At 71.1% G+C, this 7,614-nt stretch carries 4 protein-coding genes; 3 read left to right on the top strand and 1 reads right to left on the bottom strand.

The features are described from left to right. From tolA to AC07Y4_RS15525, 3 genes are all read left to right on the top strand, one after another. A partial coding sequence (gene tolA / locus AC07Y4_RS15535) for a cell envelope integrity protein TolA (RefSeq protein WP_495274815.1) occupies window positions 1-651 on the top strand: 651 nt, incomplete at its 5' end. A 92-nt stretch (window positions 652-743) separates the two neighbouring features. Continuing rightward, window positions 744-1,982 carry a SprT-like domain-containing protein gene (locus tag AC07Y4_RS15530; RefSeq protein ID WP_487847129.1) on the top strand — a complete coding sequence of 413 codons (1,239 nt, stop codon included), beginning with the start codon at window positions 744-746 and terminating at the stop codon, window positions 1,980-1,982. Beyond that, a complete protein-coding gene (locus AC07Y4_RS15525; RefSeq protein WP_487847130.1) occupies window positions 1,979-7,198 on the top strand; it encodes a PDDEXK-like endonuclease domain-containing protein in 5,220 nt (1,739 codons plus the stop codon). The genes AC07Y4_RS15530 and AC07Y4_RS15525 overlap by 4 nt, the downstream gene beginning before the upstream one ends. Here the strand turns inward: AC07Y4_RS15525 and AC07Y4_RS15520 are convergent. Continuing rightward, entirely contained in the window at window positions 7,182-7,553 is a 372-nt protein-coding gene (locus AC07Y4_RS15520) for a YgiW/YdeI family stress tolerance OB fold protein (protein WP_487847131.1), read from the bottom strand. The two genes, AC07Y4_RS15525 and AC07Y4_RS15520, sit on opposite strands and share 17 nt — an antisense overlap. Between the last annotated feature and the right edge of the window lie 61 nt (window positions 7,554-7,614).

Below are 7,614 nucleotides of genomic sequence, written 5' to 3'. Positions count from 1 at the left end.
GCCGTCAAGCCGCCCGAGCCGGCGCCCGCCCCTGCGCCCGACATCGCGCTGGAGCGCGAGAAGAAGCTCAAGGAACAGAAGGCGCAGAAGGAGCGCGAGCTCGAGCAGCAGCGCGTGCAGCAGCAAAAGAAGAAGGAGCTCGAGGCCAAGGAGCGCGCCGAGGACGAAGCCGAGCGCAAGAAAGAGCAGCAGAAGAAACTGGCCGAGCAGAAGAAGCAGCAGGAAGCCGAGGCCAAGCAGGCCGAAGCGAAGAAGGCGGAGGCGGCCGCCAAGCAGGCCGCCGCCGACCGCGCTGCTACGCTCAAGCGCATGCAGGGCCTGGCAGGCGCCAGCGGCGGCGACGATGCCAAGGGCAACGCCCAGCGCTCGTCCGGCCCGTCCAGCGGCTATGCCGGCCGCATCGCCGCCGCCGTGCGCCCGAACATCACCTTCCCCGATGCCGACAGCGTGAACGGCAACCCCGAGGCCGAGTTCGAAGTGCGGCTGGCACCCGACGGCACCATCGTCGGCGTCAAGCTCGCCAAGTCCAGCGGCCTGCCGGCCTGGGACGAAGCCGCCGAACGCGGCCTGCGCAAGACCGACAAGCTGCCGCGCGACACGGACGGGCGCATCTTCCCGTCGCTCATCGTCACGCTCAAGCCCAAGCGTTGACCCCCGCAATCACCCACATCGTGGGTGATTGCAAGCGACACCACCCGCTCGTTTAGGATCGTCGGCAACTCATTGTTGCTGGCGCTCCTGACATGGTCGACTCTTTCCCTGCCGTTCGCCTCCAAGACCTGACGCCGCTGCCCTACCAGCAGGCACTGGCCGCTCACCTTCAGGCGAACGAACCCGAGGCCTGGCGCTGGGCCGCCTCCGCCGAAGCGCGCGAAGAACACACGGCCGCCATGCGCGCCGAACTGCTGCGCAGCGCCTACCGGCTCGACGCCGAAGCACACCCCGACCTGCATGCCGATGCCACCCTGGCCGCGCAGCGCCTGGGCGTCACGGCGCGCATCACGCTCTACCAGGCCCCGTCCGGCGACGGCGCGGCCATGAACGCCGCGATCTACGTCGTGCCGGGCGAGGCGCACATCGTGCTCTCGGGCCCGCTGCTCGAAAAGCTGCAGTCGCCCGAGCGCCAGGCCGTGCTCGGCCACGAGCTGGCGCACTACCTGCTGTGGGAGCGCGACGGCGGCAAGCACCACGTCGTCGATCGCCTGCTGCACGCCACCGCGGCCGACCCGCGCGCCGACGCGAGCCACCTGCAGGCCGCGCGGCGCCATGCGCTGTACACCGAGGCCTTTGCCGACCGCGGCGGCTGCGTGGCCTGCGGCGCGCTCGAGCCCGCCGTGAGCGCGCTCATCAAGATCGAGACCGGCCTCACGCAGGTCAATGTGGCGAGCTACCTCGCGCAGGCCGAGGAAATCTGCGCCGATCCCGGCAACAAGGCATTGCAGACGCGCGGCGTGAGCCACCCCGAGGTGTTCGTGCGCGCCCGCGCGCTGCGCCTGTGGGCCGGCCGCGAGCACGATGCCGACGAATGGCTGGCCGCGGCGCTCGAAGGCCCGCTCGACCTGTCCACGCTCGACATGCTCGGCCAGCAGCGCGTGAGCGCGCTCACGCGCGGCACCCTGGCGCAGCTGCTGCAACGGCCCGTGCTGCAGTCGGACTCGCTGCTGGCGCACGCACGCCGCTTCTTCCCCGACTTCACGCCGCCCACCTCGGCCATGCCCCCGCCCGAACCCGCGCCCACCGGCCTGCACGACTACCTGGCCAGCGTGCTGGTCGACTTCGTCGCCGCCGATCCCGAGATGGACGACGTCACCCTCGCCGCCGCGCTGGGCCTGGCCGATGCGCTCGGCTGCGACACGCCCTTCGAACAGCGCGTGCTGAAGGACCTGGGTCTGTCCAAGCGCAACTTCACCCGCGTCAAACGCGACGCCGCCGCCCTGCTCGACAAGGCCGCCACATCTTCTTCGCAGGCCGCCGCCGCATGACCCTCGCTCCCGCCCCGCTCCTGCAACTGCTCGCCACCGCCGAGGCCCATGGCGGCCTGCAGACCGACGACGTGCTCAAGCTCGTGCTGCCGCTGCTGCGCGAAGTCTCGGCCCTGCACGAACTCGGCAACGTCGCCGCGCTCGGCAACGCCTTCGCCTACCGCGTGACCGACGCGCCCGCCGAACCCGCGCTGGCACTCGCGCAGCCTGAAGGCACCGCGCCGCGCCGCCATCCCGAGGCCATCGCGCCGCTCGAACAGCCTGCCGCCTCGGTGCTGCGCGTGGTCGGAGAAACGCGCCTGACCGTCGATGCCGAGGCCGGTGTCGCCCTCGAGAACCTCGCGGTGATGCCCGACGCCGGCCCCGACACCGTGCCCGCGCGCCCCGTCTACCTGCCCGGCTACACCGCGTGGGAACTGCGCCTGGGCCATCACGACGCGCTCGGCGACATCCTGTGCCTGGGCCAGGTCCTGGCCAGCCTGTCGTGCGGGCTCGACTTCACCGACGGCGACGACCTGACCCGCTTTGCCACGCACCGCGGCAACCTGTTCGAGCTGAACCGCCGGCTGCACCCGGTGGTGGCCGCCGTGATCTTCGAGATGACCGCGCTCGACCGCCACGAGCGCGCGCGCGACCTGCCCTCGGTCATCCGCCGCCTCGAGACCTACCGAGACCAGCCGGTCGACCTCGGCCTGGACCGCATCGCGCCCGCCCGCGACGGCGCAGGCCAGCGCCGCCAGGCGATCCAGCTGCACCTGCGCGACCGCCTGTTCGACCTGTCGCGGCGCAACCGCCTGCTGTACTTCAAGCCGACGCAGGCGCATGTGAACCTCACCGTCGCCAGCGTGCCGCTGGTGGTCGACCTCAACAGCATCCGCACCGACCAGCTGTGCGTGTGGGACGGCCGCTTTGCCGCCGATATCGCCAGTTGCGACCCCGTGCCGCTCGCGCGCTGGCTGCGCTTCGAAGACCAGCCCTACCTGCCCGGCGCGCTCGACCGCATCCTGCAGGAGGCGCGGCGCGACCGGGCCGAGTACGGCTTCTCGCAGCTGTCGCTGGTGATCGCCTTCCTGCGCTGGCACAACCTCAAGGAGGGCGAAGCCGAACGCGCCGAGCGCATCGCCTCGCCGCTGCTGATGCTGCCGGTGGAGCTGACGCGCAAGAAAGGCGTGCGCGACCAGTACCTGCTCGAAGCCTCGGCCAGCGAGGCGCAGGTGAACCCCACGCTGCGCCACCACCTGCGCCAGCTCTACGGCATCGCGCTGCCCGAGACGGTCGACCTGCGCGAGACCTCGCTCGAGCAGTTCCACGCGCAGCTGTCGGCGCAGATCGCGCAGAGCGAACCCGGCGTCCAGCTGCGGCTCGTGAAGCAGCCCGAGATCGCCGTGATGCACCAGCGCGCGCGCCAGCGGCTCGAGCAGTTCAAGCGCCGCACCCGCGTGCGATCGCCCTCGGCGGTGCCGGTGGCCGCGCAAGACTTCAGCTACGCCCAGGACGACTTCCGCCCGCGCGGGCTGCAGCTGTTCCATGCGCGCGTGCGCCCCGTGCCGCTGCCGGTGCGCGAGGCCGTCGGCGGCGCGCCCCAGCCGCGCGCCCCGCAGATGGCGGCCACGGCGGTCGACGACACCGAGCGCAAGACCTTCGCGCTGCGCGAGAGCAGCGGCAACCCCTACCAGTGGGACATCGACCTCACGGCCGTGACGCTGGGCAACTTCAACCACCGCAAGATGTCGCTGGTGCGCGACTACTCGGGGCTGGCCGAATCCGACCTGGCGAGCGAGGCCTTCGACCGCGTGTTCTCGCTGCAGCCGCGCCGCGTCGACGGCGAGACGCCGCCCGCCCTGCCGCTGGCCGACCAGTGGCCCGTGGTGCAGGCCGACGCCACGCAGACCGCCGCGGTGGCGCTGGCGCGCACCGGCACCAGCTACATCATCCAGGGCCCGCCGGGCACGGGGAAGTCGCAGACCATCACCAACCTGATCGCCGACTACGTGGGCCGCGGCCAGCGCGTGTTGTTCGTCTGCGAGAAGCGCGCCGCCATCGACGTCGTGTTCCACCGCCTGCGCCAGCAGGGGCTGGACGAACTGTGCTGCATGATCCACGACTCGCAGGGCGACAAGAAGGCCTTCGTGCAGAACCTGCGCAAGACCTACGAGCTGTGGCTCGAAGCGCCGGGCACGCTGGCGCAGGAAAGCACCGAGCGCACGCAGGTGCTCGACGCCATGGACCTCGACCTGCGCGCGCTCGAACGCTTCGACGCCGCCATGCACGACGTGCCCGAACACATCGCCGTGACGCTGCGCGAGCTGCTCTCGCGGCTGGTGGCGCTCCAGGCCAGCGACCCGTCGCTCACGCCGCTGCAGGCCGAAGCATTGCCCGCCTTCGCGGCCTGGCGCCGGCATGCGGAGCTGGTGTCGCGCCTGCACCTGGCCGTGACCGAGAGCCTGGGCGCGCCCAGCTTCGCGCAGCATGTGTTCGCGCAGCTCGCGCCCTCGCTGCTCGCGCAGGAGAAACCGCTGGCGCGGCTGGTCGAGCGCAGCGAACGCGCCATCGACCTGAGCGCCCCCTGCCGCGACGCGCTGGTCGATGCCTGGCCGCCGCTGGCCGAGGCCGGCGTGCTGTGGCGCGATGCGCTGGCCGTGGTGGCCGATGCGCGCAGCGTCGCCGCACTGGCCGCGCGTGGCCAGCTCGCGCTGCTCGATGCGACGCACCCGAGCAGCCTCGCACTCGGCAATGCCCTGAACGAAAGACGCACGCTGCAGCAGGCGCTCGACGCGCAGCTGCAGCGCACCGCCCACTGGCGCGACAAGCTCTCGCCCGGCGACACCGAAGCTGCCTTGGCGCAGGCCCGCACGCAGCAAGGCTCGCTGCTGCGCTGGCTGCAGCCCTCGTGGTGGCGCCTGTCGGGCGAACTCAAGCGCCGCTATGACTTCGCCGCGCATGCCGTGCGTCCGCAGCCCAGCCAGATCCTCGAAGACCTGCGCGCCGAACAGGCCGCGCGCACCGCGCTCGACCAGCAGGCGGCGCGCCTCGAGGCCGACTACGGCTGCACCGACGCCGAGGCCTTCGCGCAGCAGCTGCAGGCGATGCGCGGCATCGACGCCGGCGCCGGCCTGCGTGCGGCGTTCCAGGCCCACCTGCGCACCGACGCGGGCCGCCGCAGCGTCGAACAGCTCGTCGCCGCCGCGCCGCGCGTCGACACGCTCGATGCCCTCTGGCGCGACCTGCTGCACGACGCCGGCGCGCAACCGCTGGCCGCGCTCGACGCGCTGGCCCGCACGCTGCGCGACCAGGCCGATGCGCTGCCGTCGGTGCTCCAGCCGCTGCAGGAACTGGCCGACGCCGACCCGGCCGTGGCCGCCGCGCTGCGCACCCTGCCGCTGCCGCCCGAGGCCATCGAGTACGCCGTCGCGCGCGAAGGGTTGGAGCGCGTGTACCGCACCGAACGCTGGCTGCCGCGCTTCGACGGCGCCACGCTCGCACGCCATGCGCAGCGCCTGGGCGAAGGCGAACGCAAGCTGCTCGAACGCAATGCGCGCACGCTGGCCGCCGCGGTGCGCCAGCGTTTTCGCGACCATGTGCAAAAGAGCGCTCTGCCCGCCAGCCAGCTCGACGCCGACGGCAAGGTCTTCAAGAAGAGCTACAACGCCGGCCGCCGCGAGCTCGAGCACGAGTTCGGCAAGACCATGCGCTACAAGGCGATCCGCGAACTCGCCAGCGGCGACACCGGCCGCGTGGTGCGCGACATGAAGCCCATCTGGCTGATGAGCCCGCTGTCGGTGTCCGACACGCTGCCGCTCGCGGCCGACCTCTTCGATGTCGTGATCTTCGACGAGGCCAGCCAGATCCCGGTCGAGGAAGCCGTGCCCGCGCTGTACCGTGCGCCGCAGATCATCGTGGTGGGCGACGAGATGCAGCTGCCGCCGACGAGCTTCTTCTCGTCGGGCCGCGACGCCGAGGAAGACACCGTGTCGGTGGCCGGCGACGATGCAGAAAGCGGCGAGGAAGGCGAACGCATCGCCGTCGTGCTCGACGCCGACAGCCTGCTGAACCAGGGCGCGCGCAACCTGCCGGCCACGCTGCTGGCCTGGCACTACCGCAGCCGCTACGAATCGCTCATCGGCTTTTCGAACGCGGCCTTCTACGCGGGCAACCTGTACACCATTCCCGACCGCAGCCTGCCCGCGCCCGAGCGCGGCGAGATCGTGGTGCAGTCGCGCAGCCCGACGGACGAGTCCGTGAAGGCGCAGGTCGACGCCCTGCTCTCGCGCGCCATCAGCTTCCACCGCGTGGCCGATGCGGTGTACGAGAACCGCATCAACGACGGCGAGGCGCGCCACATCGCGCAGCTGGTGCGCGAGCTGCTGCGGCGCGAGACCGGGCGCAGCCTGGGCATCGTGGCGTTCTCGGAAGCGCAACAGGGCGAGATCGAAGAAGAACTGAACGCGCTCGGCGCGGTCGATGCCGACTTCGCGGCGCGGCTGGAGGCCGAGTACGTGCGCGAGGAAGACGACCAGTTCTGCGGCCTCTTCATCAAGAACCTGGAGAACGTGCAGGGCGACGAGCGCGACATCATCATCCTCAGCATCTGCTACGGCCCCAACCCCGAGGGCCGCATGCTGATGAACTTCGGCCCCATCAACCAGCGCGGCGGCGAGAAGCGGCTGAACGTGATCTTCAGCCGCGCGAAGCACCACATGGCGGTGGTCTCGACCATCCGCCACGAGGCGATCACCAACGACCACAACGAAGGCGCGGCGGCGCTGAAGAACTTCCTGCGCTATGCCGAGTGCCTGTCACGCGGCGACGAGGACACGGCGCGGCGCGTGCTCGAAGGCATGAACCCGCTGGCGCGCGGCCACGTGGCGCGGCATGCGCGCACGGACGAGGTCACAGCGCAGATCGCGCAGGCGCTGCGCGCGCGCGGCCATGCGGTGGACGAACAGGTGGGGCAGTCGCGTTTTCGCTGCGACCTCGCGGTGCGCGCATCGGGCCAGGGCCACTATGCGCTGGGCCTCCTCGTGGACGGTGCGGCGCAAGAAGGCACGCGCCACAACGTGCTGGAGCGCTATGTCTCGCGTCCGCGCATCCTCGACGCTTTCGGCTGGCAGGTGATGCAGGTGCTGGCCAAGGACTGGCTGCACGCCCCCGAGGCCGTGCTCGACCAGGTCGAGCAGGCGCTCGGGAAAAAGGCCGGGGTCAGCGCAGGACGGTGATGACGCGCTTGACGTCGAGTTCGGTCTTGCCGGTGAGCCGGTCCTTGTCGAACTCGCCGCTGAGTTCGACGCGCACCTTGTCGTCGATCTTCACGCCCGGCGGGAAGTACTTGGCGTCGATCTCGACCTTCAGGCGGCCCGTGTCGTCGGCAAGGGTGTAGTGCTCGCCACCATCGTGCGAGACGATGAAGCCGCGCACCGTGGCGTGCTGGTCGTCCTGGCCGGTCTCGATCAGCTGCTTGACCGTCAGGTTCGGCACCGAGCTCGGGCCGGCGTACTGGGCCCAGGCCGCGGCCATGGGCAGCGCCACGCCGAACGTCAACGCGGTGGTCTTGAGGATCTTCTTGAAATGCATGCGGTCATTCCTCCTGTGAGTGGCCCAAGGCCAGGTTGCAACAGACTGATGGACCGCGCGC

This window comes from Variovorax sp. GW460-12-1-14-LB1 (assembly GCF_059423605.1).
The sequence above is the reverse complement of the archived record's forward strand: the minus strand, read 5'-3'. Positions and strand labels throughout refer to the sequence as shown.

Coding starts and splice junctions, on each gene's coding strand:
- AC07Y4_RS15530 (WP_487847129.1), top strand. CDS start 744: ATGGTCGACTCTTTCCCTGCCGTTCGCCTCCAAGACCTGACGCCGCTG.
- AC07Y4_RS15525 (WP_487847130.1), top strand. CDS start 1,979: ATGACCCTCGCTCCCGCCCCGCTCCTGCAACTGCTCGCCACCGCCGAG.
- AC07Y4_RS15520 (WP_487847131.1), bottom strand. CDS start 7,553: ATGCATTTCAAGAAGATCCTCAAGACCACCGCGTTGACGTTCGGCGTG.